This window comes from Rhizobium sp. BK591, from assembly GCF_014195045.1.
In the GTDB taxonomy this organism is placed as follows: domain Bacteria; phylum Pseudomonadota; class Alphaproteobacteria; order Rhizobiales; family Rhizobiaceae; genus Rhizobium; species Rhizobium anhuiense.
Window position 1 is genome coordinate 1 of the sequence record NZ_JACIAZ010000013.1, and the last position, 16,389, is coordinate 16,389.

Consider the following 16,389-nt stretch of genomic DNA (forward strand, 5'->3'; position numbering starts at 1 on the left):
GGCCGCAGGTTCAAATCCTGCCCCCGCAACCAAATCCCACACAGACCGCCATACACACTGATACAAAAAGCCCGCCTCGTGCGGGCTTTTGGCGTTTCCAGATGGAATTAAGCCAAGGCTTCAGCACTCGCCCCAGAGCCCATGGCAGCGTGGAAACGGAAAAATGTGTCGTGCCGGAACTGTCGGACCGCCTTTCCGCACCATGGCAAAAAGTCCTCAATGCAGACGCGGTCGGCGTCGTTCGCTGAGCTGCCGTCCCCGGTTCCAGCGGGCGATGGTTTCCGGCACGATGTCCGTCTTGCGGGCCGCCGGCTCGGCACATTCGCGAATGCGTTCAAGCGCCGCACTTGCCTTGGCGGCATAATCCAGTGCGGCCGGATCGTCCGAATGCACTCCCTGGATCGCAGCGAAGACGGCTTCTGCTTCAGCCAGCCGTCTGCTGGCAGTAAGGGCGATGCCACGCTTGTAATGCGCCTGGATGAGATGCGGCCCGATCTCGCCGACCTGGCGGAAAGTCTCTGCGGCCTGGTCATATTGATGCAGGGCAAGCTGCGTGTCGCCAAGCCGCATCTGGATCGGTGTCGGATCGGGCGCTCGCTCGGTGAGCGCGTTGTAGGCAGTCAGTGCCTCCGTCAGCTTGCCGCGGTCGAACAGCAGATTGGCAAGGCCGAATTCCGCGCCGGTATGGCCGGGAGCCGATTGCAGGACCTGGTTGAAGGCAATCTCCGCCTTACCGCGGGCGCCGTTGCGGTACATATCGAGCGCCTGTTCATAGACGAAGCGAATGCTGCGCGGGTTGAGCACGCCATGCAGGTTCTGGCCGTTGCGGGTGCGGAACAGGGTGCAACTGATCCGCCGTTCCTCTACCCCGAACATATATTTGTAAGGTTCGTTTCCGCGCAGGAAGTCATAGGTCTTGAAACCGTCCTCGATCGCCCGCCGGATGCAGTAGCCATGCAGGATGAGGCCGGGAGACGGCGTCTTCCAGTTCTCGTCGCGGCCGGTGATATAGAAGAGGATGGCCTTCTTCTGCCGGTCGACGATATTCGCCAGCGCGCCGAGCGGCTGGTCGCCGTACCACAAGACCGGCACGTCGAGATTGCCGCTGTTGAAGCAGTCCATCAGCATCTCGCGCGTGGTGACGATTAGCCGCTCGGTCCGCTCCGCACCCTTGCGGGCGCTCCATTTGATCCGCCAGAGATTGAAGAGGATGTTGAGGTCGCGATCGATGGTCTCGGGGGTTGCCATGGTGATCCGGTAGATATCGTCGCCTTCGACCTTGCGCAGGAACCGCCGGAGCTTCTGGCGTGTCTGGCTGCTCATGCGCTGTTCGAGATAATCGTCGAAGCTTGCCGGCAGCGGGACGATCGGGCAGATCGTGTTGTCGATGTTCTCGCTGTTCATCGGCGAGCTGTCGCGAAACATCACCTCCGGCCCTTGCAGCGCCTCGATCATCTTCTCACGCCGGCCCGCTGGGCCGCTGAAATATTCGATCTTCAGATCGGTCCAGTTCTGATGTTTGATAAACGAAGCAAAACCGGCAATGGCATGATGCTCGTAATCCGGCCTGACGATGAAGCCGGTGTAATCGGCCGCAAAATTCCCGGCCATTATGATTTCGTCGTAGAAGAGCCCGGTCTTCTCGTTCAGATGGGTGATGAGGCGCAGCGGAAAGAAGGCGACATAAGGTGCTGCGGGATCGCGCTCGCGAAGGGCAAGGATGAACCAGCGGCGCCGGCGAGAGAGATAATTCTTCAGCCAGATCCAGGAGAGGAAATGCTGCGCGTCGGGATCTTCCATGAAGACCCGATCCCAGTTGTCGCGTAGCGCCTCGAACCCGGCAATAGTGTCGATAACATCTATGCGCATGTCCGCCCCCCAATACCCCATACGTCACTCGGGAGGTTTCATTCTAATGGGAAACACCGATCTTCAAATAAACCGTCCGGATGATTTGCAGGGCTTAAATATGATTAGTCCTGAGCCGGCGCTTAACCCAAAATCGAAGTCGGTTTTCAGTAAAGATCACATATCAATTCAAAGACATAGAGCGCGATGCCCCTGTCGAATGCGACGCTTCAATCTATCTCGCCCGAAAGTGTGCAACGGTTTTGGAAAGAGATACTCGTAAGAGTTACTCAGAGCTCGCCGGCGATCCTCGGGCTCGCATGGATGAAGGCCCAGAGCGTCCGGCTGATGGCGACGATTTCGGCGATCGACTTTTCCAGAAGGTCGAGCTCGCGCGCGTCCATCTGCTCGATCTTGCCATAGCGGATCTCCTTGTCGTCCTCGACCAGCCGCATCAGCTGCGTGCTGGAGATCTCTCCCTTTTCGTCGAAGGAATAGATGCAGTGATTGTATTTGTTGCGTGTCTTGGATTCCTTCTTCAGCCGCGACATGGCTGAAAGGATCGCCTTCCGGTCGGAAGCTGAGGTCGAAGCGAGCTTGGCAAGCCGTTCGATGAGATCGATCCGGGCGCGCGTCGTATTGAGCGTCAGGAACACCACGATCGCCGCATCCTTTTCGACCCGGAGAAGATGGGCGATGATGTAGATCAGCAGGCTTTCGGTATTCGTCCAGACATAGTTCAGGCGGCCGACCCGCAACAGGACATCGGACATCGCCGCCATGCTCTACCCTTTCTCCCCCTGAGGGGACGACCCATCCCCAAGGGGATGATACGTGCCGACATTATATCAGAACAATGGACGAGGCCGTCATATTGCCGGACCGCTCCCTGCCTGATTGCGAGTGATCAGCGTTCCTTGAAAGCCCGTGACATGCTGTCGGTGATTGGTTTGCTCAGATATTCGAAAAAGGTGCGTTCCGACGTCTGGATCAGCACTTCTGCTGGCATGCCGGGAACGGGATGGAAATTGTGCACTCGGGAAATCTCGGAATCGGGTATTTCGACGCGGACGATATAGACGTCCTTGACCGAGACCCCGGAACTTTCCTCGATCGAGTCGGCCGAAACGTAGAAGACCCTGCCTTGCAGCACCGGCGTCGTGCGCCGGTTGAGCGCCGTCAGGCGGATCGAGGCTGTTTCTCCCTCGTGCAACTGATCGATGGAGGTACGCAGCACCTGCGCCTCCAGGATCAGCGGCACATGCGCCGGCAGGATTTCCATGATCGGCTTGCCGGTCGTGATGACGCCGCCGGCGGTATGAAAATAGGAGCGCACCACTGTGCCCGTCACCGGTGAGCGGATGGTGGTGCGTTCGAGCACGCCGGCAGCCTCGCGCATCTGTTCGCGCACGCTGTCCAGATCGGATTCGGCGGTTTCGAGCGCATCGAGTGCCGCCTGTTTGTTGGAGTTGACGGCGATGATGGCTTCCTGGCGGAATTTGGCGATCTCCGCCTCGCTCTCGTTGAGCTCGCCGTTCAGGCGAGAAATATCGCCCATCGCATCGGCGATCGCCCGTTCGATTGCCAGGAGATCCGTCTTGCGCATATAGCCGACCTTGACCAGGCGCGCCTTGGAATCGCGTTCCTCGGTCAGCAGCGCCAATTGTCTCTCGAAGGATTCGCGTTGGCCTTTATAGCCGCCGAACCGGTATTCCAGCGACTTGATGTTTTTCTCGATCAGATTGAGCTGCTCTTCGAGCTTGATCTGCTTGCTGTGGAAGACGACGTTCTGGCTCTGGATGATCGCGTTGATGTCTGGATCACTTGCTTCCTTCATGACGATATCGGGAACCTGGAATTCCCGCAGGCCCTGCGCTTCGGCACGGAGCCTTGCTACGACGGCTTCCAGGCGCAGGCGCCGAAGCTGCAGCATCCGTTCGTTCGAGCGGGATGCTGTCGGGTCGAGGGTCAGCAGGACGTCGCCTTCCTTCACCGTGTCGCCCTCGCTGACGCGCATCTCCTTGATGATGCCGCCTTCCAGATGCTGGACGATCTTGTTGTTGCCGGTCGCAACGAAGCTCGCCTGGGCAATGACGGCCGAGGCGAGCGGTGCCGTCGCAGCCCAGAAGCCGAACCCGCCGAACGAGGTGAAGAGAACCGTCAGGCCGACGATGCTGTGCACGCGGATCGAGCGCGGCACGTCGCTATACCATTCGAGCTGCGCCGGGCCTGATGTCTCCCGATTTTTGCGTCCCATGTCGTTCACCCTTCGATACGCGGTGCTTGTTGACCGTTATTGCCGTTGTTCTTGGAAAGCGCCTGCAGCACCTCGATCCTTTCCCCGAACATGGCGACAGTGCCCTCCTTGAGCACGAGGATCTTGTCGACGCATTGGAGAAGGGCGGGGCGCTGGGTGATGGTGACCGTGGTGATGCCCTGCTTCTTGGCGTGGATCAGCGCCTTGGCAAGCGCTGCCTCGCCCTGGGTATCGAGGTTCGAATTCGGCTCGTCGAGAACGACGAATTTGGGATTGCCGAAGAAGGCGCGGGCAAGCGCGATGCGCTGCTTCTGGCCGCCCGAAAGCGGAGCGCCGTCTGCCGCCACGATGGTTTCATAGCCCTGCGGGAAGCTTGCGATGAGCTCGTGCACGTCGGCGAGCACTGCTGCCTCGTAGATCTGATGATCGTCGACGTCGTCGCGCATGCGGCAGATATTGGCTTTGATCGTACCGGGAAAGAGCTGCACGTCCTGCGGCAGGTAGCCGATGCTTTCGCCGAACTGACGCTGATCCCAGTTGCGCAGATCCATCAGATCGAGGCGCACATTTCCCGATGTCGGAACGATCGAGCCGACGAGCATCTTGCCGAGCGTCGTCTTGCCCGATCCGGAATTGCCGATGATCGCAAGCGATTCCCCCTTCCTGAGCGAGAAGGAGATGCCGTTGAGAATGACCTTCTTCTGTGGCGGCGGCACGAAGAGAATGCGCTCGACATCGAGCCGGCCTTCCGGATTGGGAAGGCGCAGGCGCGGGAAGTTCAAGGGAGAGTTCAACAGCAGTCCCTTGATCCTGCCATAGGCGGCTGCCGACCGGTTGAATTGGTGCCAGCCTTCGATGGCGCCTTCGATCGGCGCCAGCGCGCGTCCCGAAATGATCGAGGCCGCAATCACCATGCCGCCCGTCAATTCTCCGGCGAGCGACAGATGCGCGCCCCAGCCGAGCAGGGTAACCTGGGTAATCATGCGGCAGGCCTTCGATATGCCCGAGAAGATAATGTTGCGGTCCTGAGCCTCGACTTGCGATTTCAGCGAGCCCGCCGTTTCCCGGCCCCACATCTTCACCGCCTCGGGGATCATCGCCATGGCGTTGATGATTTGCGAATTGCGCGACATGGAATCGAGATGGAAATTCGCCCGGCTGAGATAGCCGTTGGATTCGGCGAATTGCCGGGCGGTGAATTTCTGATTGAGATAGGCGATGAAAAAAAGCACCGCACAGCAGACCATGATGATGATGCCGAGATGCGGATGCACGAAATAGACGACGACCACGAAGAACGGCATCAGCGGCGCATCGAGAAATGCGATCAGCGTGCCTGACGTCACGAAGCCGCGCAGCAGCTGCAGGTCCTGCAGCGTCTGATAATCCTTGCCGCTGCCATGCAGCGACGCCCTCGCCGCAGCGCTGAGGATCGGCGCGCCGAGCTGTACTTCGAGCTCCACCGCGGTGCGCATCAGGATGAAGCGCCGCACCGAATCCATGAAGGCCTGCAGCAGCACGGCGCCGAGCACGGCGATCGAAAGCATGACGAGCGTGTCGATGGAGCGGCTGGTCAGCACCCGGTCGGATATCTGGAAGAGATAGAGCGGGATCGCCAACAGAAGCACGTTGATGGCGATCGTGAACATCATGACCACAGCCATGTTGCGTCGGACCGCCGCCATGCCGCGCGAGAGGCTGGCGGCGAAATTCACAGGCTCACTGCGCTTGTGAAAACCGCCGCCACTTCCCCCGCCCCCGCCCGCGCCGCCACCGGGATCGGAATCCTTGCCGGTTCCGCCGCCGCCGGTGCGCAGCCGTCTGTCATTCTCGCTGATCGGACCGCCCTCGCCTTCGATCGTCTTGCCGAAGGGCATCGTCGGGTTCGATTTGAGCTCGGTCGTCTCTTTCGGCAGTTCAGGCGCCGCCCGCGCTTCGATCTGCGGTTGGGCGGGTGCTTCCGCCGGTTTTGCTGTGGCCGGGGCCTGCACCACCGCGGCGAAAGGCGCCGTTTCCGCGGCCGAAGGTTTCGGCGAGGCTTCCGGCATCACCACCTTTTGCGCAAGGGGTGGCGGCGCTGTGTCTTCGCGCGCCATAGCGGCAGCCTCGCCTACTGCAACTTCGGCCGTCTTCTTGCCGCCTTCGGTCGATGAAGCAGCGGCGCCGCTGAGCCTGCGAAGGTTCTCGACCGCCTCGTCGATCGCAGAGATGCACAGATTGGCCGGCGCCGTTTCCGAAGGGGCAGCGGAGGGAATATTGCCCGACCTCAGATCGAGAGCGCTGCCTGCTGCAAAAACTTGTTTCGAAATCTGGTTCATCGTGGTTCCTTCGCAATACTTAAGGTCACGCGACCATGGCTTGCATTACGTCGGCGGGGTGCGCCGACGACCATGAAAGATCATGCCCGGCATTGATGACGCCATCGGCGGAACAGCCGGCCGTGGGATCGTCGTCATCGAGAAAGGCGATGACTTCGTTGGCGAGCCTGTCGTCGGCTGACTGCGGCTGCGTCGCATCATGCTCCACCAGCCCGCCTTGAATGAGGATGGCGTCTGAATAGAGCTGGCCTGCCAGATAGGTGGTCTGGCCGAAACTGTCGTAGTCGACGATCTCGGCGATGTTGATGACCGCATTGCTGCCGGTGTCGATCGTCACCGTCGCATCGGGATTGTTGCCGAGGAGCGTCGCCGCCGCCTGGGTCACATCGTCGGAATCGCCGAGGATGCTCACCTGCTTTATGATCGTCATGTCGTAGAGATTGCCGGTGATGTAGAGCACGTTGAGGCCGGCATATCCCTGAAAATTCACATCGAACGACAGCCCCTCCGGCATATTGGGATCGCGATCTTCGATCGCCTTCTGCGCTTCGATCATATAGTCCGGCATGGCCTCGAACGGGGTGCCTGTCCCGACATTGTGGATCGAGGCGAAATTCCAGATCAGGTTGTTGCCGGTCTGGATGTCGGCGCCCGGATCGACGCCGTCTTCCGCCCGCACCCAGTCATTGTCGTAGAGCAGCGAGATCTGCGTGATGCTGTTGATGTCGAGCACATTGCCGCCGATGATCACCAGGTCATACTGCATGCCCATCCCGAAAAAGGAGGATAAGTTGATGGAGGTATTGCCACCCGTCAGAACCGTGGCTTCGGATCCCGAGGTGGTGACCGTCATCGTGTCGTTGTCGCTGATGAAGTGATACTGCTCGATCCACTGTACGAAGGAGACGTCGCCATCGATGACGTTGACGCGCCAGCTGTTCGGGAATGTCGGGTCGGCAGCATCGGTGTCGGCGTGGCTCGATGCTGCGAAGGTGCAGTTTTCGAAGACGGCGATATTCTTGGCGATCGTTCCCGCCTCCTCGGCCGAATGGCCGGATGAGCGCAGCGTCGAGGCGATCTCGTCATTATCGCTGTAGACGAAGGCCTGGGAGACCGCGTCGATCTGGTGGTAATTGCCCATGACAGCGGTGACCGAGGTGATGACGCCGGTATTGATCACCGAGGCGATGTTGACCACGAAATTTGCGCCGGCGGTCACATCAAGGCTGTTGCCGCTGGGATCTGTCTGCTCGACGGATGAATTGCTGTCGTCAGCTTCTTCCTGGAGCTTGGCGAGACCGCGGTCGGGCAGGAAGTCGTCGAGGACGGGGATGTCGGCTTGACGTTTGCCATTGACATAGATGATGGGGTCGTCGCCCACCAGATCGGTGGTGACGAAATGATGCGTCGGGTCGGTGCTGAGCGAGGTTGTTCCGCTGTCCTCGGTATTCTGGGCATTCTGGATATAGGTTTCGATATCCTCGGCAATCTTCAGCGCGCCATCATAGGTATCAATCCGGTGCAGGCTCGAAAAAGGCGTGAAGATCTCGGCCTTGGCGCTGAAATCCGCGAGCCGTTCGATGACGAAACTCGTGTCGCGAGGCGCATGGATGCCATTCGTCATGTCGAGATAGTCGTCGTCGTAGAGAACGTTGACCTGAAGGACATGGCTGATAGCCGAGCCAGGCCCGGCAAAGACGGTCAGTTCCGGCTCATCCGACAGCACGATATCCGTAGGATCGCCGAAATGCGGTAGCGGGATGTCCTTTGCGGCGATCGCCGCCAGCTTCTCAAGGCTTTCTTCGAGGACGCGGCCTACATGGCGCGTCGGACCATATTCGATCTCGTAACTGCCGCTTTGGTAAATGACGCCCGGATCGTAGTCCTTGAGCTGGAAATCGGAAGAAAAGGCGGCGGTAAAGGCATCCTGATCCGGCAGAGCCGGTCCATCCGCGCCGGGTCCTGCCCCTTCGGCATAATTGGTGCGCAACCTCATCTCGTCGATCGTCATCTCGAAGACACCGATGAAATGCGCAATGATTTCCGAAATCTTCTCGATATGCATGGTTCGGCCCTCCCATTCGAAATGACGATCGGCCTTATCAGGCGCCCCTCGTTGGGAGCCGTGGTGTGGTCGTCAAACCGTTTTCAAGCAGTCAAACTGCACCGGCCGGAGCCGGTGCAGTTCGTCTTGGTCGTTGGAGGTCAGTGTCAGGTGCCGGTATCCTCGCCGACGTCGGAGACATGAGAATTGCCGCCGATGACGCTGGAGTCGACTGTATTGCTGAGCAGGTTCGCACCCTGAACGAGCTCGAGGTGGAAGCCGGAATTGGCAAGGATTGCCGAAGCATCGGCCGTGCTCGAGCCGCTGGCATCGTCGCCCGCCTTGAGGTCCCAGCCCTTGCCGTCCATCTCAATGCCTTCGGCACTGTCGGCGTGACCGGCGTCCGCCTTCAGGTGGTTGTCGGCGCCGCCATTGTCCATCTTGATGTTCCAGGCCTGGTCCTGGTCGGCCAGATGGTTTGCCTGGACGGCACTGAAGCCGCTGTCATTGCCCTCGCCGGACAGCGAATTGTTCAGGATGCTGTCGACGTCGAGCGTGAAGGAGAAGTCGTCCCCGAGATTGAAGGTGAGGTCGTGGCCGGCAACGCCGAGGTTGTCGAAGTCCTTGACGTCCTCGATCACGGCGAAGTCGGTGTCCGTCTTGTTGAAGCTGTCGGAGGTGTTGTTGCTGTCGGAGACCGTCTTGGTATCCGTATCCGTGATGGTCTTGATATCGGTGTCGGTCACGGTCTTCGTGTCGGTATCCGTGATCGTCTTGGTGTCGGTGTCGTTGTCGCTGTACGACTTGCTGTCATAGCTCCAGTCGTAATCGGTTTTGGTGTCGGTGTCGGTGATCGTCGTGGTCTTGACGCTCGTATCGTCGTCGGACTTGTAGCTCCAGTCATAGTCGTTGTCGCGGTTGTCGCCATTGCTGGCGGAGATTTCGGCCTTAACGTCGACGTCGACGCTGTTGTCCGTATTGTCGCGATTGTCGCCATTGGCGACGCCGACATAACCGGTCGAGCCGTCGTCGACTTCAGTTGAATTGACAGCACTGTTTGCAAAGCCGTCGGCCAGAGCCCCGACCTTCGTGATTTCGGTTTCGTCGCCCGAAGATTTCGGGGGCTTATAGTCGTCAGACATTGCAGTTACTCCAGAAAAAAAACCGGAGCAGCTTTTCGAAATCCCTCTCATCTCAAATGGGATTTTGCTCGCGCTCGCTCCGATGCGGTGAACATCGGCAGATGTATTCGATACTAGTCATCTGCGGGTTTGTCGCGACTTGTTGATCAAATCGATAGTATTGGGAACGTACGTACTCAGTACAATGCCGCACATATCCGACTCCATATCCTGAAGAGGATAAGGAGTATTCAGGTTTTCTTTTAGTTGAGTTGCCATAAATGGAAGTCATGCATCAAAAAGGCATGCAGATACATAGCTCTTCCATGTCACCACTTGGACGACGACCACAGATTGGTGGAAAAAATGCGGATCCGATAGATATCAATTCGGGCTAAGGCGGATCTGCCACGTCCGGATAACCCCGTCGCGGGAGCATTAAGACCTTGTCGGAATCGATGTTGCTGAGCAGCTGGAATGCGGGACGCCCGGCATTCGCGGCTGGGTTGAGAGCCGACTTTCGACACGTCTCTGCCTCATCCCGGTGCATCCCCGCATGACGAAAATATGACAATTTGTACTGAAATATTACATTCAGTCGATCATCTATAGTCACGACAAATATAACCTTGAAGTATCTATCGCAGTGAAAATACAACCAAAGCATTGTAACGTATCGTTTTTCGTCCGCGAAAACTAATCACTTTGGGCCATTTCCTTCCTTCTCAATCCGTATTAACATAATTAAGAAATGTCTAAAAAATAAAGCGGTGACATCAGGGGCCGGCATTTCATACTATTTAATACCCGCCATCGCTCCACGTTTGAGTAAAGTGTAACGCTAGGGGAGGCGTATATGTTCATGACAGGCTCAGGAATGGAGAATGCGGACCAGGGAAGGAAGTTGGGTTCGTCCGGAAATACTATACTAGTGGTGGCCAAGGCGGATCTGTTTTCAGAGTGCATGGTAGAGGCACTCGCAAAAAAATTTCCGAACTGTGAAGTGACAAGTATAGCGAGTACAAATCCGATGCTGGAAAAAGACACCAGCGATATAAAGCTCGTTTTATTTTACCATATACCCGCCCCGGAGCTTCATGAAGCGCTGCAGGCTGCCCGCGAAAACCACCCCGAAACCTCAATCGGGCTCGTCGTTGAAGCGATCGACATGCTCGAACCCTATGTCAGCCGACTGGTCGAGGCACGGATCATCGATGGTGTCCTGCCGCTCAATCTCCGGCTCGATGTCTTCATGGCCGCGGTGGATCTGCTGATGAAGGGCGGCGAACATTTTCCGTCAGCGCTTCTCAATCGTCTGACCAACAAGAATGCCCAGCTGGAACCTTCGCTCTATCAGACAAAATCGGTCGATGTGGCGCGCAGCAATGCGCTCAAGCTGAGACGCGACAGCATCTCCGCTTTGACAACCCGGGAGGTTCAGATCCTGGACCTCATTTGCAAGGGGACGCAGAACAAGATCATCGCCGACAAGCTGCATCTTTCCGAAAACACCGTGAAGGTTCACGTCCGCAACATCTACAAGAAGATGAACGTCCGAAACCGCACCGAAGCGGCATCGCGCTTCTTCAATGAGCATCCCGTCGGCGAAGACGACATGTCCGGCCGGTGGCGCAATTGATCTAATGGTTTTATTTCAGATCGAAGGACGCGCAAAGCAGCGCGACTTCTGTCCGAAGCCGCTCGGAGAGCAGATATAAGGCGCTGAGCCGTGATAGGCGACGGTGCGAACCGTTGCCGCAGCCCGGCGCTCGGTCCGGCTTGCCGGATAAGCATAGGCCTTCGAGACACGCGGTGCCTCGACCACGACGACATTCTTTTTCGCGACGACGGCGATATCGTCATCGACGGCCGTACAGGCCGTCGGCCCGGTCGCTAGAAGCGCCATTCCCCAGACAAACATTGTCGAGCGAAGACGCCAGCCTTTCAGCTGCGCTACATCTTGCTTTTTCAACATGGCCAAAACCCCTCGCATATCGCGCTCCCCGATGCAAGACCGGCCGTGCGGTCAAGCGCGGCCAAGCTGCACGCCGTCCGTTCTATATTAGTTTCATTGCGTGAAGCTTAAGCAATGGATGATGGGCGTTGCGGCGGAAAAGTGTCCGGAGTGATTAATCAATTGTTACTTTGAAGAATATTTGCGTAATTATTTTGGATATCTAGAATTTTTAAAGTTGACCTTGTCGGCAATAGACTTATCATTGAAATACTAATTCAGTTATCCAAAGAATAACTCAGAAAGTTATTCAGACTTGATAGTCATAATAATGAATATCAAGGCGGATAAGGGAGATATGAAGGGCATACCCAAATCAAAAGACTAAAAACATGGGAAGGAGTTTGTAATGCGTAGTTTCGTTCCCAACGACGGCTATTCTCAAGTGTCAGGCATGCCGGTGCCCCAAGGCGCGCGCACCGTCCTTGTGAATGGTGGGGCCGGCTTCCTCGGCTCTCATCTCTGCGAAAGGCTTCTGCAGCGCGGCCACAAGGTCATATGCCTTGATAATTTTTCGACCGGCCGCCGTGTGAATGTCGATCACCTTCTATCGAATAGCCGCTTCCACATCGTCGAGCACGATGTTCGCCAGCCCTTCGATATCGACGCGTCACTCATCTTCAATTTCGCCTCTCCCGCCTCTCCGCCGGATTATCAGCGGGATCCTGTGGGAACGCTGCTCACCAACGTGCTCGGTGCGGTCAACACCCTGGACTGTGCGCGAAAGACCGGTGCGATCGTCGTTCAGTCGTCGACGTCGGAGGTCTATGGCGACCCGACCCACAGCCCGCAGCACGAATCCTATTGCGGCAACGTCAACCCGATCGGGCCGCGCGGCTGCTACGACGAAGGCAAGCGCAGTGCCGAAACCCTGTTCTTCGACTATCACAGGACTTACGGCGTCGACATCAAGGTTGGCCGCATCTTCAACACCTACGGACCACGCATGCGCCTGGACGACGGGCGGGTTGTTTCCAATTTCATCGTGCAGGCCCTGCGCAATGCCGACCTGACGATCTATGGCGATGGCGAGCAGACCCGTTCTTTCTGCTATGTCGATGATCTTATCGAGGGTTTCCTGCGTTTTTCGGCTGCCGGCAGCGCCTGCAACGGTCCGATCAACCTCGGCAACCCGACCGAAATCACCGTTCGCCGCCTGGCGGAAATCATTCGGGACCTGACGAATTCCCGTTCGCGGATCGTCCACCTGCCTGCGGTCGCCGACGACCCTCGTCAGCGGCGGCCGGATATTTCCCGGGCCATGGCAGAGCTGGACTGGCAGCCCCGCATCGGGCTCGAAACCGGTCTGGCTCGCAGCGTCGACTATTTCGACGGACTGCTGGCGGGCACAGAGAAGGCGGAGATCGTATGAGATGCCCCGCTACATTCTGGTTACCGGCGGCGCCGGTTTCATAGGCAGTCATATCTGCAAAGCGCTGTCGCGCGCCGGCATGACGCCGGTTACCTACGACAATCTCTCTACGGGACATGCCGACAGTGTCCGCTGGGGGCCCCTCATTCGGGGCGAGCTTGCCGACGCCGCCATGCTGCGCCGGACTCTCGCAGAGTTTTCGCCCGATTGCGTTATCCATTGCGGCGCCAATGCCTATGTCGGCGAATCCGTCGACATGCCGAGGAAATATTACCGCAACAACGTCGTCGGCAGTCTGACGCTGCTCGAGGCCTGCCTCGACCAGGATATCGACCGGATCGTCTTTTCGAGCAGCTGCGCCACCTATGGCGTTCCCGACTCCTTGCCGATACGAGAGGAAAGCCCGCGGTTGCCGGTCAATCCCTATGGGCGCACCAAGCTGATATTCGAGATGGCCCTTGAGGATTTTGCCGCTGCCTATGGCATCCGCTTTGCCGCGCTGCGCTATTTCAATGCGGCCGGAGCCGATCCGGACGGTGAGCTTGCCGAGCGCCACGACCCCGAAACCCATCTCATTCCTCGCGCCCTTCTCGCCGCCGCCGGCAGGCTGGAGCGGCTCGATATTTTCGGCACCGATTATGCGACCGAGGACGGAACCTGTGTTCGCGACTATATTCATGTCAGCGATCTGGCGCAGGCGCATCTCGCCGCCGTCAACCACCTGATGGCGGATGGCGGCTCGCTCAGCGTCAATCTCGGCTCCGGCCGGGGCACCTCGGTGCGCGAGATTCTCGAAGCGATCCATCGCGCGAGCGGCCGCGAAGTTCCGGTCCGTTATCGCTCCCGCCGCGTCGGCGATCCGCCGATCCTCTTTGCCAACACGGCAAGGGCAAAGGCGGAACTCGGCTTCGTGCCGGTTTTCTCGGATATCGATACGATCATCCGCACCGCCGGTCCCACCTTCGGACTGGAGATGACCGCATGAGCGACGCTTCGCAAGTTGGCCACGGCGTCGGCATGGCGAAAGCCGCCACCGCGGCCGATGCATTCGATCCTGTTTTCACCGGCTGGAACCGCGTCGCCTATGGCTTCGGCATCCTCTGCTGGCTGGCGTCGCTCGGCTATTTCTGGATCTGGTGGTGCCAGTCCGCCCATATTATTTCCTGGGCGGCTTTCGTGCTCATCACCCTCGTGCTTGCCTGGATTACGCTGGTGCCGGCCTATTTCATCCTGATCTTCCTCGATGCGAGGACGATCAGCCCACGCGCACGGCTGCCGGAAGGGCGGGTGGCAATGGTCGTCACCAAGGCGCCGTCCGAGCCCTTTGCCGTCGTCCGCGCCACGCTGCAGGCGATGCTCGACCAGGTTGGCGTCGATTTCGATGTCTGGCTGGCCGACGAGGACCCTTCGGAGGAAACCAGGCGCTGGTGTGCGGCGCACGGCGTGCTGATCTCCACCCGAAAGGGCGTGGCGGAGTATCATCGCACCATCTGGCCGCGTCGCACACGTTGCAAGGAAGGCAACCTTGCCTATTTCTACGACCACTTCGGCTATGCGCGCTACGATTTCGTCGCCCAGTTCGATGCCGACCATGTACCGACGCCGACCTATCTCCGTGAAATCCTGCGCCCCTTCACCGATCCTGAGGTCGGTTATGTCTCGGCTCCCAGCATCTGCGATGCCAACGCCGGGGCAAGCTGGGCGGCGCGCGGCAGGCTCTATGCGGAGGCAAGCCTGCATGGTTCGCTGCAGACCGGTTACAACAATGGCTGGGCGCCTCTTTGCATCGGCTCCCACTATGCGGTTCGCACATCAGCCCTTCGTCAGATCGGCGGCCTCGGTCCCGAACTTGCCGAAGACCATTCGACGACGCTGATGATGAATGCCGGCGGTTGGCGCGGCGTGCATGCCGTCGATGCGATCGCCCATGGCGACGGCCCGGCAAACTTCGCCGATCTCGTCGTCCAGGAATTCCAGTGGTCGCGCAGCCTCGTCACCATTCTGCTGCAACATTCCCGCCACCATGTCATGCACCTGCCCTGGCGGCTGCGGTTCCAGTTCGTGTTCTCGCAGCTGTGGTATCCGCTCTTTTCCGCCTTCATGGCCGTAATGTTCCTGCTGCCGGTTGCAGCGCTTCTGACGGGCCATGTCTTCGTCAATGTGACCTATCCGGAATTCCTGCTGCATTTCGTGCCGATCTCGATCGTGCTGACGCTGTTTGCCTTCTTCTGGCGGGCCACGGCGACCTTCCGGCCCTACGATGCGAAACTGTTCGGCTGGGAAGGGCTTGCCTTCATATTCCTGCGCTGGCCATGGTCGCTGGCCGGCAGCCTGGCGGCCGTTCGCGATCATATCTGCGGCTCCTTCGTCGATTTTCGCATCACGCCGAAGGGAAGGCAGCAGCAGCAGTCGCTGCCGCTGCGCGTCATCGCACCCTATATCGCGTTCGCCGGGATGTGCGCTGTCGCGATGGTGCTCGCCAGTGAGGCCGCTGCCGCTCAGGGCTTCTATATTTTCGCGGCGATGAATCTTTCGATCTATCTGTCACTGACGGCGCTGATCGTCGTTCGCCACGCAATCGAGAACGGTCTGCCATTACGGCCGCAATCACGCCGGCTGTGGCTTGCGACGGCCATGGGGTTTGCGATCTGCATCACCGGCGGCATGCAAGCGGGTACCCATGGTCTGCACAGCCTCGAGGCCCTTTCCCACGGCCAGACGCTCGTCAGTTTTACCCAATCGCAATTTGCCGTGGCCGGGGCCGGCCTCGGCGGCGGCAAGACCAGGATAGTGAAATTCCACTTGAGATGGAATGGTTTCGGCAGAACCGACCGAGACGAACATGGTGTGTAAGCCGGCGGAACCGGCAAGTGTCGAGTATGGAGGATGTAATGAGTATCGGATCGAGACTATGGGGAGCAGCGCTTGCTCTCAGCCTGTGTCTGCCGGTGGCGGCGCACGGCGCCGAGATCGCCAAAACGAAGGCGCCGACGCCGCTGAGCGCCTATGAGCTCTATCGGATCTACGGCGACAAGACCTGGACCTGGAATACCGGAGGCGGCCGTTTCTTCGACGATGGTCGGCGGTTCGTCGCCTGGAGCAACGACAAGGGGAAACCGTCTTTCGCCGAAGGCAAATGGGTGGTCGACGATCTCGGCCAGCTCTGCATGCGCGCTACCTGGACGAATGCCGAGGGCGCGGCCCGCGCCAGCACCTGTTTCGGGCATCGCAAGGTCGGCAACACGATCTATCAGCGGCGCCAGCCGAGCGGCGAGTGGTACGTCTTCCGCCAAGCATCGGTGCGCCAGGACGATGAGTTCGGGAAGCTTGTTGCCGCCGATACCGTAAGCGCGAAGGCAAGCGAACTGAAGCAGATCCTGCTGAGCCAGGAAGTAGCCCGAAAAGGAGGGTGAGC

13 protein-coding genes are annotated in these 16,389 nt (G+C 58.8%); 6 read left to right on the forward strand and 7 right to left on the reverse strand.

Translation table 11 applies throughout. The annotated features are described in order from the left end of the window. Positions 1-248: hypothetical protein (locus FHX10_RS34885; protein ID WP_210294530.1), on the forward strand; the 248-nt coding region annotated here is incomplete at its 5' end. Here FHX10_RS34885 and FHX10_RS33970 read toward each other — a convergent pair. The 6 genes from FHX10_RS33970 to FHX10_RS33995 all read right to left on the reverse strand — a co-directional run bounded on the left by FHX10_RS33970 (position 217) and on the right by FHX10_RS33995 (position 9,609). Further along, on the reverse strand, positions 217-1,869 hold the full coding sequence (locus tag FHX10_RS33970; protein WP_029733027.1) for a GNAT family N-acetyltransferase: 1,653 nt from the start codon (positions 1,867-1,869) through the stop codon (positions 217-219). The two genes, FHX10_RS34885 and FHX10_RS33970, sit on opposite strands and share 32 nt — an antisense overlap. A 269-nt stretch (positions 1,870-2,138) precedes the next feature. Continuing rightward, the gene (locus FHX10_RS33975) at positions 2,139-2,630 is read right to left on the reverse strand and encodes a hypothetical protein (RefSeq protein ID WP_028756241.1); all 492 of its coding nucleotides are present in this window, start codon (positions 2,628-2,630) and stop codon (positions 2,139-2,141) included. A gap of 125 nt (positions 2,631-2,755) precedes the next feature. Further along, positions 2,756-4,105, reverse strand: coding sequence for an HlyD family type I secretion periplasmic adaptor subunit (locus tag FHX10_RS33980; RefSeq protein ID WP_028756240.1), 1,350 nt, complete (start codon positions 4,103-4,105; stop codon positions 2,756-2,758). Between the two features lie 5 nt (positions 4,106-4,110). Next, complete coding sequence (locus tag FHX10_RS33985; RefSeq protein WP_028756239.1) at positions 4,111-6,423, reverse strand: type I secretion system permease/ATPase; 2,313 nt, start codon at positions 6,421-6,423, stop codon at positions 4,111-4,113. A 25-nt stretch (positions 6,424-6,448) separates the two neighbouring features. Next, positions 6,449-8,488, reverse strand: coding sequence for a hypothetical protein (locus FHX10_RS33990; RefSeq protein ID WP_184390757.1), 2,040 nt, complete (start codon positions 8,486-8,488; stop codon positions 6,449-6,451). 146 nt (positions 8,489-8,634) lie between these two features. After that, positions 8,635-9,609 carry a hypothetical protein gene (locus FHX10_RS33995; RefSeq protein ID WP_049808170.1) on the reverse strand — a complete coding sequence of 325 codons (975 nt, stop codon included), beginning with the start codon at positions 9,607-9,609 and terminating at the stop codon, positions 8,635-8,637. Positions 9,610-10,444: 835 nt separating this feature from the next. On the opposite strand from FHX10_RS33995, the gene FHX10_RS34000 reads away from it, so the two are divergent. Then, positions 10,445-11,227, forward strand: a complete 783-nt coding sequence (locus FHX10_RS34000; RefSeq protein WP_028756235.1) for a helix-turn-helix transcriptional regulator — start codon at positions 10,445-10,447, stop codon at positions 11,225-11,227. A gap of 15 nt (positions 11,228-11,242) precedes the next feature. On the opposite strand, the gene FHX10_RS34005 is transcribed toward FHX10_RS34000, so the two are convergent. Further along, on the reverse strand, positions 11,243-11,563 hold the full coding sequence (locus tag FHX10_RS34005) for a hypothetical protein (RefSeq protein WP_028756234.1): 321 nt from the start codon (positions 11,561-11,563) through the stop codon (positions 11,243-11,245). 388 nt (positions 11,564-11,951) lie between these two features. On the opposite strand from FHX10_RS34005, the gene FHX10_RS34010 reads away from it, so the two are divergent. Genes FHX10_RS34010 through FHX10_RS34025 form a run of 4 tightly spaced genes read left to right on the forward strand, consistent with a single transcriptional unit; the run spans position 11,952 to position 16,387 of the window. Then, positions 11,952-12,974, forward strand: coding sequence for a UDP-glucuronic acid decarboxylase family protein (locus tag FHX10_RS34010; RefSeq protein ID WP_028756233.1), 1,023 nt, complete (start codon positions 11,952-11,954; stop codon positions 12,972-12,974). 1 nt (position 12,975) lies between these two features. Further along, the gene (gene galE, locus FHX10_RS34015) at positions 12,976-13,959 is read left to right on the forward strand and encodes a UDP-glucose 4-epimerase GalE (RefSeq protein WP_028756232.1); all 984 of its coding nucleotides are present in this window, start codon (positions 12,976-12,978) and stop codon (positions 13,957-13,959) included. Further along, entirely contained in the window at positions 13,956-15,827 is a 1,872-nt protein-coding gene (locus tag FHX10_RS34020) for a glycosyltransferase family 2 protein (protein ID WP_028756231.1), read from the forward strand. The genes galE and FHX10_RS34020 overlap by 4 nt, the downstream gene beginning before the upstream one ends. 38 nt (positions 15,828-15,865) lie before the next feature. Beyond that, on the forward strand, positions 15,866-16,387 hold the full coding sequence (locus tag FHX10_RS34025; protein WP_184390760.1) for a DUF995 domain-containing protein: 522 nt from the start codon (positions 15,866-15,868) through the stop codon (positions 16,385-16,387). Positions 16,388-16,389: the final 2 nt, after the last annotated feature.

Coding starts and splice junctions, on each gene's coding strand:
- FHX10_RS33970 (WP_029733027.1), bottom strand. CDS start 1,869: ATGCGCATAGATGTTATCGACACTATTGCCGGGTTCGAGGCGCTACGC.
- FHX10_RS33975 (WP_028756241.1), bottom strand. CDS start 2,630: ATGGCGGCGATGTCCGATGTCCTGTTGCGGGTCGGCCGCCTGAACTAT.
- FHX10_RS33980 (WP_028756240.1), bottom strand. CDS start 4,105: ATGGGACGCAAAAATCGGGAGACATCAGGCCCGGCGCAGCTCGAATGG.
- FHX10_RS33985 (WP_028756239.1), bottom strand. CDS start 6,423: ATGAACCAGATTTCGAAACAAGTTTTTGCAGCAGGCAGCGCTCTCGAT.
- FHX10_RS33990 (WP_184390757.1), bottom strand. CDS start 8,488: ATGCATATCGAGAAGATTTCGGAAATCATTGCGCATTTCATCGGTGTC.
- FHX10_RS33995 (WP_049808170.1), bottom strand. CDS start 9,609: ATGTCTGACGACTATAAGCCCCCGAAATCTTCGGGCGACGAAACCGAA.
- FHX10_RS34000 (WP_028756235.1), top strand. CDS start 10,445: ATGTTCATGACAGGCTCAGGAATGGAGAATGCGGACCAGGGAAGGAAG.
- FHX10_RS34005 (WP_028756234.1), bottom strand. CDS start 11,563: ATGTTGAAAAAGCAAGATGTAGCGCAGCTGAAAGGCTGGCGTCTTCGC.
- FHX10_RS34010 (WP_028756233.1), top strand. CDS start 11,952: ATGCGTAGTTTCGTTCCCAACGACGGCTATTCTCAAGTGTCAGGCATG.
- galE (WP_028756232.1), top strand. CDS start 12,976: ATGCCCCGCTACATTCTGGTTACCGGCGGCGCCGGTTTCATAGGCAGT.
- FHX10_RS34020 (WP_028756231.1), top strand. CDS start 13,956: ATGAGCGACGCTTCGCAAGTTGGCCACGGCGTCGGCATGGCGAAAGCC.
- FHX10_RS34025 (WP_184390760.1), top strand. CDS start 15,866: ATGAGTATCGGATCGAGACTATGGGGAGCAGCGCTTGCTCTCAGCCTG.